Annotated in this window: 13 protein-coding genes; 5 read left to right on the top strand and 8 right to left on the bottom strand. The window is 62.3% G+C overall.

The genetic code is table 11. The annotated features are described in order from the left end of the window. Positions 1–53: 53 nt before the first annotated feature. Genes J2129_RS02380 through J2129_RS02410 form a run of 7 tightly spaced genes read right to left on the bottom strand, consistent with a single transcriptional unit; the run spans position 54 to position 6409 of the window. Complete coding sequence (locus J2129_RS02380; protein WP_209629258.1) at positions 54–824, bottom strand: hypothetical protein; 771 nt, start codon at positions 822–824, stop codon at positions 54–56. Continuing rightward, positions 821–1270 (bottom strand): hypothetical protein, encoded by a 450-nt coding sequence (locus tag J2129_RS02385; RefSeq protein WP_209629259.1) that lies wholly within the window; start codon positions 1268–1270, stop codon positions 821–823. Before J2129_RS02385 ends, J2129_RS02380 begins: the two co-directional genes overlap by 4 nt. Beyond that, the gene (locus J2129_RS02390) at positions 1267–2583 is read right to left on the bottom strand and encodes a DUF58 domain-containing protein (protein ID WP_209629260.1); all 1317 of its coding nucleotides are present in this window, start codon (positions 2581–2583) and stop codon (positions 1267–1269) included. Before J2129_RS02390 ends, J2129_RS02385 begins: the two co-directional genes overlap by 4 nt. Further along, a complete protein-coding gene (locus tag J2129_RS02395; protein WP_209629261.1) occupies positions 2584–3558 on the bottom strand; it encodes a MoxR family ATPase in 975 nt (324 codons plus the stop codon). Next, complete coding sequence (locus J2129_RS02400; protein WP_209629262.1) at positions 3548–4438, bottom strand: DUF4350 domain-containing protein; 891 nt, start codon at positions 4436–4438, stop codon at positions 3548–3550. The genes J2129_RS02395 and J2129_RS02400 overlap by 11 nt, the downstream gene beginning before the upstream one ends. Then, positions 4431–6185 carry a carboxypeptidase-like regulatory domain-containing protein gene (locus J2129_RS02405; RefSeq protein ID WP_209629263.1) on the bottom strand — a complete coding sequence of 585 codons (1755 nt, stop codon included), beginning with the start codon at positions 6183–6185 and terminating at the stop codon, positions 4431–4433. Before J2129_RS02405 ends, J2129_RS02400 begins: the two co-directional genes overlap by 8 nt. Continuing rightward, on the bottom strand, positions 6185–6409 hold the full coding sequence (locus J2129_RS02410; RefSeq protein WP_209629264.1) for a hypothetical protein: 225 nt from the start codon (positions 6407–6409) through the stop codon (positions 6185–6187). The genes J2129_RS02405 and J2129_RS02410 overlap by 1 nt, the downstream gene beginning before the upstream one ends. A 154-nt stretch (positions 6410–6563) precedes the next feature. On the opposite strand from J2129_RS02410, the gene J2129_RS02415 reads away from it, so the two are divergent. Next, positions 6564–7067 carry a hypothetical protein gene (locus J2129_RS02415; protein ID WP_209629265.1) on the top strand — a complete coding sequence of 168 codons (504 nt, stop codon included), beginning with the start codon at positions 6564–6566 and terminating at the stop codon, positions 7065–7067. A gap of 410 nt (positions 7068–7477) precedes the next feature. Here the strand turns inward: J2129_RS02415 and J2129_RS02420 are convergent, their stop codons facing one another. Continuing rightward, positions 7478–8275, bottom strand: coding sequence for a basic amino acid ABC transporter substrate-binding protein (locus J2129_RS02420; RefSeq protein ID WP_209629266.1), 798 nt, complete (start codon positions 8273–8275; stop codon positions 7478–7480). Positions 8276–8344: 69 nt separating this feature from the next. Between J2129_RS02420 and J2129_RS02425 the strand changes: the two genes are divergently transcribed. The 4 genes from J2129_RS02425 (at position 8345) to J2129_RS02440 (ending at position 12482) form a co-directional block, all read left to right on the top strand. Then, positions 8345–8662, top strand: coding sequence for an RNA repair domain-containing protein (locus J2129_RS02425; protein WP_245320547.1), 318 nt, complete (start codon positions 8345–8347; stop codon positions 8660–8662). Between the two features lie 134 nt (positions 8663–8796). Next, complete coding sequence (locus J2129_RS02430; protein WP_209629267.1) at positions 8797–10002, top strand: hypothetical protein; 1206 nt, start codon at positions 8797–8799, stop codon at positions 10000–10002. A 420-nt stretch (positions 10003–10422) separates the two neighbouring features. Then, a complete protein-coding gene (locus J2129_RS02435; protein ID WP_209629268.1) occupies positions 10423–11121 on the top strand; it encodes a glycerophosphodiester phosphodiesterase family protein in 699 nt (232 codons plus the stop codon). A gap of 719 nt (positions 11122–11840) precedes the next feature. Continuing rightward, positions 11841–12482 carry a LysE family transporter gene (locus J2129_RS02440; RefSeq protein ID WP_209629269.1) on the top strand — a complete coding sequence of 214 codons (642 nt, stop codon included), beginning with the start codon at positions 11841–11843 and terminating at the stop codon, positions 12480–12482. Positions 12483–12502 lie beyond the last annotated feature (20 nt).

The following is a 12502-nucleotide window of genomic DNA, read 5'->3' on the forward strand; positions in this document are numbered from 1 at the left end:
TCCGCAAAAACCGCCCACACCCTGGATGCGGGGGACCCGCCCCTCCTGCACACTCATCCAGGGAAAGAGTACACCACGGTCAGGTCGCCCCGCCTCTCGTCGACCTGCACCTTCGAGAGCATACACGGCCTCTGGAACCCTTCGGCCAGGATACAGGCGACAAGGCTGCAGAACGGGCACCCGACCATGGTGCAGCACTTCGGGGACTCGGCACGTACGGCGGTGCAGCAGGAGAGCAGTCTGAACTTCTCCAGGGTCACGACGACCGCCTCGCCGCTCCGTTCCGCGACGGTGTGTTCGGCCACCTCCAGGACGTCTGAGCAGACCTCCTGGACGCAGGTGAGGAGGTCCTGCTCGTCGGTCGGGACCATGAGGCGTGCCTCCCGCTTCAACTGCTCAAGGAGTGGGAGCCCCATCGGGACAAAGACCAGTCCCTCAGATCCGTCGTCGGTGGCAAACGAGAAATCGTCCCTGACCGGTACGCCATGATATGACCCCGCCGGGATGAACTGGAGAGGAGGACGGGTCGTCTCGCGGGGAAGATAGACCCCGTCCCCCATCAGCCCGAGGTCTGAGGCCACCCTGCTGAGGTTGATGGTGCCGGCGGCAGGGAGGGCACCGACATATCTGGGGTCGAAAGGCTCGCCTTTTGAGAGCGTGAGGAGGAAGACCCCGCCGATAAACGAGGTGATCCCGCTCAGGACCAGTGTCGCGCTGGTCAGGTCGCCCCGGTCACTGAGAGAGGCGATGACCAGCACCAGGGCGGCAGCCGCGATCAGCACCGCCCCTGCCAGGAAATAATCGTTGTAGCCGTCTTCTTTCATGATCCGATCTCCAGTCTGGATCTCATCTGGCGTTCGAGAAGCCATACCAGGAAAAATGCCAGGAGCACCATCCCGCCCCCTGCAAGCAGTGCAGGGCCGACCTTTCCCAGGGCGGCGATCAGCGCCCCGGCCCCCAGGATGCACCCCGCCCCCACGCCCACCTCGCCGACTCCTGGCGTCGACGGGGCCTGGGCGAGGGCGCCCGCCGCCGCCCAACACACCAGGACCTGGAGGAGGACGGCACCTCCCCATGACGCCTCCGCCGTGACCAGCACCAATGGTTCGCCGCCGCAGAAGAGCAGGAGCCAGCCGTCAGGCCCCCAGTCCCGCGCCAGGCGGAGGACCCCGAGATAAAGGAGCGAGAAGACCAGGGTCTCAGGCACGAGCCCAGAGAGAAGCCCGATCCCCAGGGCAAGGGGGACCGGGAGGAAGAGGACCGGCCTCACCGGATCACCTCTGCTCCTTTGAGAGGGGGGGTTCTTCCGGCGACCCCGGCCCACCCGTGTCCGTTCTGTTTCCAGAGGTCCACCTGGACCCCGACATATTCTGCGATATAGACGACAAACTCGAGGTGACTCTGGTCGCCGCCGTCCTTGCAGGAAAATAGTTCGATATGGTGCGGTCTGAGTCGCCATACCGCCTGTGCCACCTGCCGCTCATAGACTGTCTGCTCCCGTCCCCTGAGCACCGACCCATAGGCCGCCGCCAGTCTCTCGCGATAGGCGGGGGCGGCACCATGACCGTTTCCATTCCCATTCCCTGAACGGTGCATGATGGCGTTCAGGTCGGCCCTGAGGGAGGGAGGCGTGCGGGCACGGTAAAAATGCGCTTCTTCTGTCGCTTTGCCCGCACTCCTGGCAAGCGCCTGCATGGCCCGTGCATAATCGGCTTCAAGGGGCAGATAGACCAGGAGGTTTGGGCCCCTCACCGCCATCAGGGAGGCGCGGCCATGTCTCTCCACCGAGGCCGCGATCGCACCCCGCACCGCCTCTTTCATGGCGGCCTGGGCACGGGAGCTGGCACCTTTCCTGGGGAGGTCGACAAAGATGAGTGGAGGGCGGGCCTCTTCGTCGGCATAGACCCTGACATAGAGAGACCCCTGTTTTGCTGAGATCTTCCAGTCGATCGTGCGTATGTCGTCGCCGGTCCCAAACTTCCTGAAAGAACGGACCGTCTCCCCGGTGTTTGCGAGGGAAGGGCGGGAGACAGGCCTGGCGTCGCGCCGCCCCCCTTCCCTGGAGAGAAACCGACGCTCCTGACGCACCTCCAGGGTGGGGAGGCGTACCTCTTCTCCTTTGAAGGTCGCGGCCCTGGGGAAAAAGGGGTCATGGATCCTGAGCGCGACCCCCCTGAAGAAGACCTCCCCCTCGGTCGGGACGGTCATCGAGTAGGAGATAACGCCCTCCTCAGTCAACGGCCCGAGACAGGTGATAGAGGGCGATCCCCTCACCACCTCCACCCCGGCAGGGGGGAGGTCCTCGACCTCGACCTGGCAGCCGCGGGGAAATGTGCCGTTGACCCGCACCTGCACGCCGACCGTTGCGTCCTGTCTCACCACCGCCGCATCCACCGTCCTCGTAGTCTCCAGACTGCCGGCGACCATGGCAAACCTGCGAGAGGTCGCAGCATACCTGACCAGAAGAAATGTCCCGACGGCGCACGCTCCAAGGGCGGCGGCGCGGCTCTCTGCCAGGAGCGAGAGTCCTGCAAGTATCCCGAGAACCCCCAGACCCCCGTAGGTACTGCTCCCGACAGACACCTATCGCACCTCGACGGCGGCAAGGATCTCGTCGGTGATCTCGTGGGCGGTCACGCCCCCGAGGTCGGCCTCGCGCCTCATGATGAGACGGTGGGGAAGGGCAAGACGCGCAGCGCACTTGATGTCGTCAGGGACCACATAGGCCCGGCCGTCCAGGGCGGCAAGGGCCTTGCCTCCCCGCACCAGGGCGATGGACGCCCTCGGGCTTGCGCCAAGCCAGATGTCAGGGTGGTTCCTGGTGGCAAGGACGATGTCCCTGATATACTGGAGGACCGGGTCTTCCATCCCGACCGCCCTGACGACCCTGACAAACCGCACAATCCGGGCGGGGGAGAGCACCGGGGTGACCCTGGTGCTGAACGTCTCCCAGTCAAGAAAACCGGTGCTCTCCCGCCTGATGATCTCGAGTTCTCCCTCGGCGTCCAGATAGTCGAGCCTTGCACTGAACATAAACCTGTCTTTCTGCGCCTCGATGAGGGGGAAAGTTCCTTCGAACTCGTACGGGTTCTGGGTCGCGACCACAAAGAAGGGGCTTGCAAAACGGTGCAGCGTACCGTCGATCGTGGCCTGCCGTTCACTCATCGCCTCGATAAAAGCGCTCTGCGTCCGCGGGCTGACCCGGTTCATCTCATCGATCAGGACAAAATTCGAGAAGATCGGACCCTCTCTCAGGACAAAGTCCCTGCGTTCAGGGTCATAGACCCGCACCCCGATGATGTCGGCTGGCTGCATATCGACCGCACACTGGACCCGGCTGAACTCGCATCCGGAGAGGAGGGCGATCGTCTTTGCAATGACGGTCTTGGCCGTGCCCGGTACGCCTTCGAGGAGGATATGCCCCTCACAGAGCATCCCCATATAGATCATCCTGATGAGAGGTTCGTTTCCGACCACGAACCGGCCCATGCTCTCGGTCATGTTCTGATAGGTCTCAGCGATGACATCCAGTTCTGTTGCGACATGATCAGGTTCCATGTACCCACCCTCTCCTGTATTTCCTTCTCCAGAGGAACGCCGCGGCGAAGAGAACCGCCGCAAGCAGACCGGCCTGGACCATCGGTGCATCCCTGAAACCGGCAAGAACCGCGTGGTCCTCGGTCGCCGTCGAGACCGCACCGTCTATGAGGAGCGTCCCGCGATATGCCATGAGGTTCTCGACAAAGCCCCTGTTCTCGCCGAGCACCTGCCCCTCCTGCATGGCATTGATGAGAAGGCTCTGGTCCGCGCAGACGATCACCTCCCCCCCGCCGATCTCTTCTCGTGCAAGGAACGAATATGTCCCTGACGGTTCGCCGGTCTCCATCCTCCCGTCGCCGTCCTGGTCCTCCCAGGTGAAGACCCCGGAGACCAGGAGTGCATTGCCGCCGGTCACATGGGCCGGGCGGTTGAAGGTGACGCTCTCCACGTCGGCGAGAAGCAGGTGGTCGGCGGCAGGGTGGGCGGACGGGAAGAAGGGAGAGGCATAGGCGGAGTCGAGAGAGGAGACGGTGCCAGGGACGACTCTCATCAGCGCCCCAAGACTCTGGAGCATGACATTGGAGGTTCCCCCCTCGTCTATGATGACGACTGTGTTGCCCCTTTCAAGGAATGCACGATATGCGCCGAACCCCCCCTCTTCCGGCATCCCGACCGGAGCGACGACGAGAAGAAGGGAGTCTTCATACCCCGTGAGGAGGCCAGGGTCGGCGATCACCTCCCCGCCCCTCTCGTGCACGGTCTCGAAGAAGATCGAGATCCCGTTCCAGCCGCGGTTTGAAACCCCGTAGTCCTCACCGGTCGTCGAGAAATGGACGGAGAGGGCGACCGTCACCACGAGGAGGAGGGTCGCCGCCACTCCCCAGGCACGGTTAATCATCATCCCCCCCTGTGCCAGAGGCGCGGGTATACAACCGGCGCAGGTGTTCTGTCTGCTCGTACGAGGGTTCATGCCGACCATATCTCACCTTTTCATACCCATGGATGAATCCTGAGAGGGCTGGGGGCGCCCCCGCCGCCGCAATCCCGAGCACCTCGCGCGGGGTGAGGGCGGTATAATTCCCGACCCCCAGGGCGGTCCCGATCCTGGCGGCAAGGGCGAGGTACAGGAGGCGGACCGCATCGCTGTAACGTCCCGCGGCGATGAAAACGGCATACTGCGCGTCGACCGCCCCGGGCGTCCATGCCGCGGAGCGGGTGCCGCCGCCGCCGTCCGGCGGTCTGCCAGGCCATCCTCCTGCAGGAGTCACCTTTCGCCCTGGCACGACGCAAAGGTGCCGGGCGCGGCGCAGGGCCCGCCAGTGTCTGGCCACCGCCGACGCTCCTATCCCCATGAGCAGGACGGCCGCGGCCTGCATGACAGGGACCGTGACCCGTGCGCCGGGCTCAGGAACCGCCACCTCGACGCTCTCGCTGACCGTGGGCCTGATGGGGAGGAGGTCTTCGGAGACCTCCGCGCGCAGTGCCCTCTGACCGGGGGCGAGATGCCCGGTGCAGGAATATGCCCCGGCCCTGTTGGTCTCTGCCGTGAGCGAGGCGCCGTCGTCAGAAGTGACCGTGACCTGGGCACCGTCGACCGGTCTTCCCTGGCAGAACAGCGTGCCGCGGCAGGCGACATTCTCCTCTCCTCCCGACGGCAGGGGGCCGGCCTCCAACGTGAGGGCGGCAGGGGCGGCCACCACCTCGAACTCGGTCGGATCCGAGTACACTCCGTCATGGACGGCATAGACGAGATGGCGCCCTGCGCCAAGAGAAGAGGCCTGGACCGCCGCGACGTACCCTCCAGCCTGATCGGCGGTCGCAGTGGTCCATTCTGTGCCGTCAAGGAAGAGCGAGACCGCCCTTGAAGACACCACCAGCGTCGTGCCGGAGACCTGGATGGTCTCACCATAGGTGGCAGAGGGTGGGTCGACCGAGACCGCGGGTGCAGGTGGGTCAGGGCGGTTGTCGCCTGGCCCGGGGGTCCATGCCTGCCTGGCATGGTCGGTCTCGTTCACCACCCCTGCAAACACGGTGGCGCTGTGGATATACGAGGCAACAGGGAGGTCGTATTTTGTCCCGACCTCGGTCATGGTCGTCTGCTGGTCCTGATAGCGCTCCATGGCCTCCTCCATCTTCATCTGGAGGGCTTCGCCCTCGTATGAGATCGAACTGGAATATCCTGGGTCTTCTTCGTCCTGGTAGACCACTTCAAGCCTGGAAAGTTCGTCCATCCGTTTACTTTTCTCAAGGAGCGCGGTGAGGGCGGCGAGGTGTTCCATGTTCCCTTCGGCAAACTCCCTGACGTCGCTCTCGGTCATGTCGAGGCTGACGATCAGGGTGTTGAAGGTGCGAGAGGCTTCAATATAACGGGCCAGATCCTCTTCCGCCTTTTCAAAGTCTTTCTCCCTGACATGGAGGACGATGGTCTCGGTCCGGTCCATCAGGTCTTCCATGGTAGGCACGACCGTCTCCACCCGCCCGTCATGGGGGCGTTCATCTGGCGACGGCCTGGCATGGGCCAGGGTGGAGAGAGGGCGGTCCTCTGAGTAGAGGATGGGCGATGTGATCATCCCGTGCAGGACGAGAAGGCACGCCAGCGAAAGCGCCGTCACCCCCACCCCTTGAACGACCGTTTTTCTCTTCATCAGATGAGCACCCTCGCCACGTTGTCGATGAGAGTCGCTCCACAGAGGACAAGTCCGGCGGCGACCAGGTACCTGAGGTACAGCAGATGGGAGGGCCTGACAAAGGCGGTGTCAAGCACTTCGATGAGGAGAAAAAATCCGATCGAGACGAGTACAAGAAAGATCATGAGGTCGACGCTCTTCATCAGGACGAGGAAGAAGGTCACCGCAAAAAGCCAGGTCATAAACCCTCCTGCAATGAGGTGCCTCCCGGGGCGGCCCATTACCTCCACCGATCATGGTCCAGGTATATAAAAATTGTGGATGAGACAGAAACGAATAGAATCTGCTCACTATATTTATATAGCGGAAACCTGATGTATGGGTGGTGGTGAAAAGATGAAGGCATGGATTCGGATCCTGGCCATGCTCCTTCTGGTTGCAGGTATGGTCCTGCCGGCAGGGGCCTTCACGGCGGAAGAACTGAACATCTCGGTGAATGAAAGCGGCGCCGCGACGATTGATTTCACGTACTCGCTCAACTGGCTGGAGAGGTTCGCGGTCTTCCTCGAGATCGCCGACCCGACCGAGGAATTTGCGAAGGCGCTCGAAAAATATGCTGGAGGGCATGAGGTCGAGTCGGTCGCGGTGGACGATCAGACGGCGTCCTTCCTGGTGGAAGGGTTTGCACAGGTGAGAGATGGGGAGAATGGGACCGTGATCTACTCGACGCCGGCCCTCGACTTCACGGACGCGGAGAAGGCGCTTGATGACTACTGGTTTGCCCCGCTTGTCCAGGCCGACTTCTCCCCTGCAAAGACTCGAATTGTGTTCGTAGGAGAGATTACAAAGACCTTCGAGGATACGTCCACGGTCCCTGAGGTCTTGGTGGAACTTGACTGAAGAGTGCAGGGAAAAAATTCTTTTTTTTGTTTTGGAGAAATCTTCACCGATTTTTAGTATAAGAGGTCGTCCCAAACCTCTCCCGCCCTCCTCCTCCCAGGAGTTTGCGGTGGATGTGAGAGAGAGCCTCTCAATTTCGTTGCGCACCCATGGATCCATGCCTTCCCCTACCACCGCGCCCCGGGCGCGATTCATGAGGGAAGGCGGGTGACACGTATTCTCTGCACACAATAGGGGAGGATTTCTACAGGGCCAAAATTTCCAATTTTCGAGCGGCATGCCTCCCAATACAGAGAGATCAAGAGAATTTCTTCAGAGACCTCGAAGAAAAAAATCAACAGTGAAAGATTCGTGCAGGCCCCGGGCATGGCCGGAGTCTGCGAAAAAGATGAGAGTAACCTCTGAAAAGGTCACTCCATGTTGTACTTCTTGATCAGTTCCTGCCAGTGGGGGTCGTTCATCAACTTGTCAAGCCCCTCGTTGAGGGTGTTGAGCAGTTCGGTGTCGCCCTTCCTGACGCCGATCCCGAAGAATTCCTGGGTGTCGACGGAGCCGATCTTCTTGAGGTCCTTGCCGGAGATGACATCGTTGATGACCGTGCTGTCAAACATCACGGCATCGATGTTGCCGTTCTCAAGGTCGGTGGCAGCCATGGAGATGGTGTCGTAATGCTTCACGTTCTCCTTGGGCATCGTGCCGTTCTCGACCAGGTGCTCGTCCATCCAGATCACGGCGGTGGTGCCGCTCTGGGTCCCGACGGTCGCCTTGCCTGCCAGGACATCGTCCATGGTCAGGCTCGAGTCGCCCCTGGTGATCACTGTCTGGTTGACCTGCCAATAGGGGTTGGTGAAGTTGACCTTCTCCGCCCGGTCAGGGGTGATGGTCATCCCTGAGTAGATGATGTCGATGTTCTTACCCTCGAGGGCTGTGACCAGACTGCCGAAGGCGATCTGCCTGAACTCGACCTTGAATCCCTGTTCATTTGCGATCCATTCTATCGACTCGGTGTCAAACCCGGTGGGGTTGCCTTCTTTGTCGACCAGCGAGAAGGGAGGATATGGGGCGTCGATGCCGACGACGTAGGTTGGCATATCCCCTGCCCCGGCCTCGGCGGAGGCGCTGGGAGTCTCGGTGCCGGTGCACCCTGCAAAGCAGGCGCACATCACTGCAGCACCGATGAGCAGAACTGTGATGACTGATTTTGACATCTAAAAGAGGTTTGGGCGTGAAGTTAATATCTTTTATTAAATGAGCCATGAAGGTGGAACGGGGCGGCGATGGGGCCTGCACCGCCGCCTATATATAGCAGGATCTCGATCCTTCCTGCGATGCGGACAAGCCACCGGCTCCTTCTCCGTCTCCTTCATGACCCTTCGTACGACTTCGACGAGGTGGAGGTGGCCTATCTCGACCGTGGGGCGCCGGAAGACCGTTCGACAGTGCGGGGGAGTGAGATCAGGGCGATCGAGAGGGGACACTTCATCGTCTGCGTGCGGGGGAAGGAGACGTTCATCCCTCTCCATCGGCTTCTTGAGATCCGGTATCAGGGCCGGCTGATGTGGGCCAGGGCAGAGAGGAGAGTTGTCCGGGGATAAGAGCCCTGTAGAAGTCCTCATCTTTTCTTGGTTCTGGTCTGATTCATTTGCTCTGCTGCAGACACCACGCGCCGCGAACCTCTTCTTCCGCCATTCTCTGCAGGCGCAAAGGTGATACCTGCTCGCGGCAAGAGATGATCGTGCAGACATTTGTGGCATTTCTTGTCGTCCTCCTTCTCATCGCAGTCGCAACCGTCAGGTTCCGCCTCAACCCCTTCCTGACTCTCTTCTCCGCGGCGGTAGTGTACGGGCTTCTTGCCGGCGTGCCGGCCGGAGCGGTGGTCGGAACCGCCGCGGCAGGGGCGGGCAAGGTCTTTGTGCTCCTGGGCGTGGTGGTCTTTGCCGGGTCGGTCGTTGCCGGCGTGCTCAAAATGCCAGGCTACCGCGAGCAGATCGTACGTGACCTCTCTCTCCTCTTCAAGCGGCCGACCTGGGTCGGGGCGGTCACAGGGGCGGTCCTTGCCGTCCCCTTTATGTGCTGCATGACGGCGTTCATCGTCGCATCCCCCATACTCTCCTGCCTCTCAGACCGCAAACGCGCCCTCTATGCCGCGGCCATCGGGAGCACCCTCTCGTTTGCCCTGGTCTACCCGACCCCGGTCACCCTTGCGGCGTCGGCGGCGGCGCCAGCGTTCTCCGCCGGAGAATACCTGCTCGTCGCCCTCCCCCTTGCCCTCCTCCTCCTCATTGGGGTCAGCACACTGATGGGGCGCGGCGGGTCGCCGGCCATCTCTCCCTCCCGGGTCCAGACTGTCGGGCGGCGGGCATGGGTTCCCCTCGCCCTTCCCCTTGCCTGTGCAGCGGCGGGATTGATCTGGCCGGTCTTTGGCGACGGGTCGGTGCAGGCGGCCCTGCTCTTTGGGATGGCCGGGGCCCTCCTCCTCCTCACCGCCGAAGAACGGCACGCCGCCCTCAAGTGGGGGACACGACATGCCGGGGTGATCATCTACGATCTCTGCGGCGCCGGTGCCCTGGGAGGGGTCATCCTGGCAAGCACCTTCCCGCAGGACACTTTCGGGTTGCTGGACGGGGTCGTGCCTCTTCTCCTGCTCCCCCTCGTCTTTGCCGTCCTTGTCCAGGCGGCGCAGGGCTCAAGGGTGGTGACCGCCGTGGTCACTGCCGGCGTCGTCGCCTCGCTCCCTCTCCACCCGGTTGCCCTTGTGCTGCTCATCGCCGCAGGGACTCTCTCGGTCTCCGCCTTCAGCGACCCCTACTTCTGGTTGGTCGGGAGAACCACCGAAGACCCCCCAATGGCGGTGCTGAGACACTACACTCTCCCCCTGATGGGGGTGTCCCTCTGCGTCGCCGGCGCCGGTGCGCTTGCCGGGGTGCTCCTCTAAGCCCGGGTTATGATACGGGAAGTCATGACCGACGTGCTTGAGGACTGCCGTACCTCTCTCGACCTGATCATTCTGCGGCGGTCCCTGCAGACTCGTCGTCCCACAGGAAGATTTAGCATGAACCTGGTCGGGGTGCGGTCGATATGCAGAGGACTAAAGTTCCTTCAGCATGATTCAGGCCTCTGCCTTCTCATCCCTATGCTCATCCCCGCGACGGAGAGAGGCGAGGGCGGAGATTGGGTGAGGTCTTCACCGGGTATTCCTGTCTTAATGTGAGGGATAAAACGACGAGAAATGTTCATCTCGTATGCGTGAGGCGTGTTTTCATTTCATGAGTGATTCCAGTGACCGCGCGAATCTCACCTGGTCCATCTCAATGCCGCCGTCACCTCTATATCATCGTATCACCTGCCTCTCGGCATGTTCATCATCGGCCACCGGGGGGCGCGGGCTGTCGCCCCTGAGAACACCCTTGCGGCGCTCAAGGATGGGATGGCATGCGCCGACTATGTTGAGGTCGACGTCCGCCAGACCGAGGACGGCACCCTGGTGACGGTCCACGACCCCACGGTCGACCGGACGACGAGCGGGCATGGGGCGGTCGGGGCCCTCAGCCTCGACGAGGTGCGGCGCCTCGACGCCGGCGAAGGCGAACAGATCCCAACCTTCGAAGAGGTGCTCGACCTTGTCCTCAAGCGGTGCGGGCTTGTGGTGGAGATCAAAGAGGTCGGGATCGAGGCGGCGGTCTGCGAAGCGGTCAGGGAGCACGGGACCGACGGGGTACTCGTCGTCTCCTTCTATCCTTCGAGCCTTGAAGTGGTCAGGGAGATCCTCCCGCAGGTGAAGACCGGGCTCATCTTCTCGCGCCCCCTCGAGGATCCCATCGGCCTTGCCCTCTCGGTCGGGGCCGGCGTTCTCCTCCCCCGCGTCGACCGCCTCGGCCGCGACCTCGTCGTGCAGGCCCATGCCCATTATCTCCATGTCGTCCCCTGGGTGCTGAACACTGAGGGCGAAGTGCGGCGGGCGGCGGCGATGGGTGCGGACGGGTTTGCCACCGACGACCCGTGCGCAGCGCGGCGCTGGGTGGAGGCGCTCCTCGCGGTGGAGGCTGGGCGGTGAAGGGCGGGAGACTAAAGGCATGAACCTGTGTGCGGTTCGAGCAGAGGCGATTGAATAATTCGTGGGTGTGCGGGGAAGGGGCACTGTCCCCTGAACCCTTCGCAACACGATATAGCCAAAAACGGCACCTTCCTCTTCATGCTCATCGGTTGCGCCTTCCCGGCCCTGTCATCCTCCCTGGGGTTCGGGGGAGCCGCACCCCCTGGCGCGAGCATGGGGAGAAGTGGGAAAATCACGCCTGTATCTGGAATAGAGACCGGATTCTACATAGTCACTATTTTGGCTCGGTAGAATTCCTCTGGATTGTTATCTCTACGGGGGGTTGCACCCCCCGGCCCCCCGCGGCACGATAGGTCGAGGGTGGCAATACGCTCTTCATAGTCATTAGTTGCGCCTTCCCGACCCTATCTTCATCCCTGGGGTCCGGGGTCAGGGCCCCCGATCGCAGGATCGTCTCTGCCGTCTCGTACCAGGGGAACCCCCCCGGACTCGAAGATCAAAGATCTTCTCGACTCCCTCCGGTCGTCTTTCCACGATGAGGAGAGGTGGGGGCGGCGATGGAACTAAATCCTCGCCAGTTCTCCTGTCTTAAAAAAATGATCCCGCAACAGGAAGTTTTCATCCCGTATGCTTGAGGCGTGATCTCGCTTCACGAATGATTCAACAGAGCCAGCCGATCGCTTTATTTCTCCTGCCCGCCGACTCTTTTCCCACAGACCATGACCGCCTCCCTCTATCTCACCCAGTTCCTCACCATCGCCATCATCCATCTCCTGGCCGTCGCGGCGCCAGGCCCCGACTTCGCGATGGTCGTGAGGCAGAGCGTCAGGTATGGCTGGCGGACCGCCCTCCTCACCAGCCTCGGGATCGCCTGCGGGCTCCTCATCCACGTGACCTATGCCCTCCTCGGCATCGGGGTCTTCATCGCCCACTCCCTCGTCGCCTTCACGGTGATGAAGGTCCTGGCCGCGGCCTGCCTCATCATCCTCGGGATAAAGGCCCTGCAGACCCCGCCGTACCGGGAGGACGGCGACGGGGGGATCGAGGCCGTCCGGGTTCCGGGCGCGGGGAAGGCCTTCGTGACCGGGGTGATGACCAACGCCTTCAACCCCAAGGCCGCCCTCTTCATCCTCTCGCTCTTCACGGTCGTGATCACCCCTGGCACCCCGGGCCTCCTCCAGGCCGGGTACGGGGTGTACATGGGCGTGGCGACCGCCCTCTGGTTTACACTCGTCTCGTCCCTCTTCAGCCATGCCGCGGTCCGCAGCCGTTTTCTCAGGATGGGCCACTGGTTCGACCGGACGATGGGCACCCTCCTCATCGTGCTCGGGCTCGGGGTGCTGGCGGCCGGGCAGGAGTGACGCCAATCTTTAAGAGTCCG

Origin of the sequence: Methanofollis sp. W23, assembly GCF_017875325.1 — an archaeon.
Taxonomy (GTDB): Archaea; Halobacteriota; Methanomicrobia; order Methanomicrobiales; family Methanofollaceae; genus Methanofollis.

Excerpts from the sequence above, each read along its gene's own strand:
- J2129_RS02410 (WP_209629264.1), bottom strand. The coding sequence starts at position 6,409 with ATGACCTGGCTTTTTGCGGTGACCTTCTTCCTCGTCCTGATGAAGAGC.
- J2129_RS02380 (WP_209629258.1), bottom strand. The coding sequence starts at position 824 with ATGAAAGAAGACGGCTACAACGATTATTTCCTGGCAGGGGCGGTGCTG.
- J2129_RS02405 (WP_209629263.1), bottom strand. The coding sequence starts at position 6,185 with ATGAAGAGAAAAACGGTCGTTCAAGGGGTGGGGGTGACGGCGCTTTCG.
- J2129_RS02435 (WP_209629268.1), top strand. The coding sequence starts at position 10,423 with ATGTTCATCATCGGCCACCGGGGGGCGCGGGCTGTCGCCCCTGAGAAC.
- J2129_RS02395 (WP_209629261.1), bottom strand. The coding sequence starts at position 3,558 with ATGGAACCTGATCATGTCGCAACAGAACTGGATGTCATCGCTGAGACC.
- J2129_RS02400 (WP_209629262.1), bottom strand. The coding sequence starts at position 4,438 with ATGATTAACCGTGCCTGGGGAGTGGCGGCGACCCTCCTCCTCGTGGTG.
- J2129_RS02430 (WP_209629267.1), top strand. The coding sequence starts at position 8,797 with ATGATCGTGCAGACATTTGTGGCATTTCTTGTCGTCCTCCTTCTCATC.
- J2129_RS02440 (WP_209629269.1), top strand. The coding sequence starts at position 11,841 with ATGACCGCCTCCCTCTATCTCACCCAGTTCCTCACCATCGCCATCATC.
- J2129_RS02415 (WP_209629265.1), top strand. The coding sequence starts at position 6,564 with ATGAAGGCATGGATTCGGATCCTGGCCATGCTCCTTCTGGTTGCAGGT.
- J2129_RS02420 (WP_209629266.1), bottom strand. The coding sequence starts at position 8,275 with ATGTCAAAATCAGTCATCACAGTTCTGCTCATCGGTGCTGCAGTGATG.
- J2129_RS02425 (WP_245320547.1), top strand. The coding sequence starts at position 8,345 with ATGGGGCCTGCACCGCCGCCTATATATAGCAGGATCTCGATCCTTCCT.